The 661-nt window shown below is 75.5% G+C and carries 1 protein-coding gene; it reads right to left on the bottom strand.

What is annotated here, in order from left to right:
* Window positions 1-661 (bottom strand): ADP-ribosylglycohydrolase family protein (locus CA983_RS44670; RefSeq protein ID WP_208637202.1); only part of this gene is annotated, 661 nt, incomplete at both ends.

Here is a 661-nt window from a genome sequence, read left to right as displayed (position 1 = left end):
GGCGGCGGCGATGCCGTAGCTGTAGACGTGGTCGACGATCTGGTGTTCCAGGGGCGGGACCAGGGCGAAGGCGCTGTCCGCGGCGGCGGCGAGGTGCAGTGCGTGCCGGGCGTTGCGGCCGATCTCCGTCTCCTCGGGGAGTTCGGCGAGGGCCGCCGTGACGCAGGCGTCGACGTTCGCGCCGGCCAGGGCGAGGGCGAGGGCCGCCGCCATGGCGCGGGCGCCGTGCACGCCGTCGCCGTCCTGCGTGTAGCGGGCGTCGAACTCGGCGAGGTCGGCGGCGGGTCGGGGGTCGCCCGGGTGGGCCACGGCCAGGACGCACGCCCGTACGCAGGCGGCGTCGTCGAAGTAGTGCGGGTTGTCGTGGCCGGTGGCGGGCGGGCGCAGGCCGGTGGCGAGGTTGCCGAGGCCGGCGCGGACGGAGATGCGGGCGCGCAGGGGGAGGACGGCGGACTCGATCTCGGGGGCGCGGTCCGCTGCGGCTGCTACCTCGCTTGCGATGGCGTTCCAGGTCAGGTCGATCGAGGCTCGGGTGCGGCGTTCTCGGCTGAGGTCGTTGAAGGCGGTGTCGTCGCCGGCTCGGAGGAGGGCTTCCGCGGCGAAGGCTGCCCATTCGGCGTCGTCGGAGGGGCCCAGGCGGAGGGGTTCGGGGGGCTGGTTC

This window comes from Streptomyces swartbergensis (assembly GCF_002148965.1).
Classification (GTDB): Bacteria; Actinomycetota; Actinomycetes; order Streptomycetales; family Streptomycetaceae; genus Streptomyces; species Streptomyces swartbergensis.
This window is presented reverse-complemented; position numbering and strand designations above follow the sequence as displayed.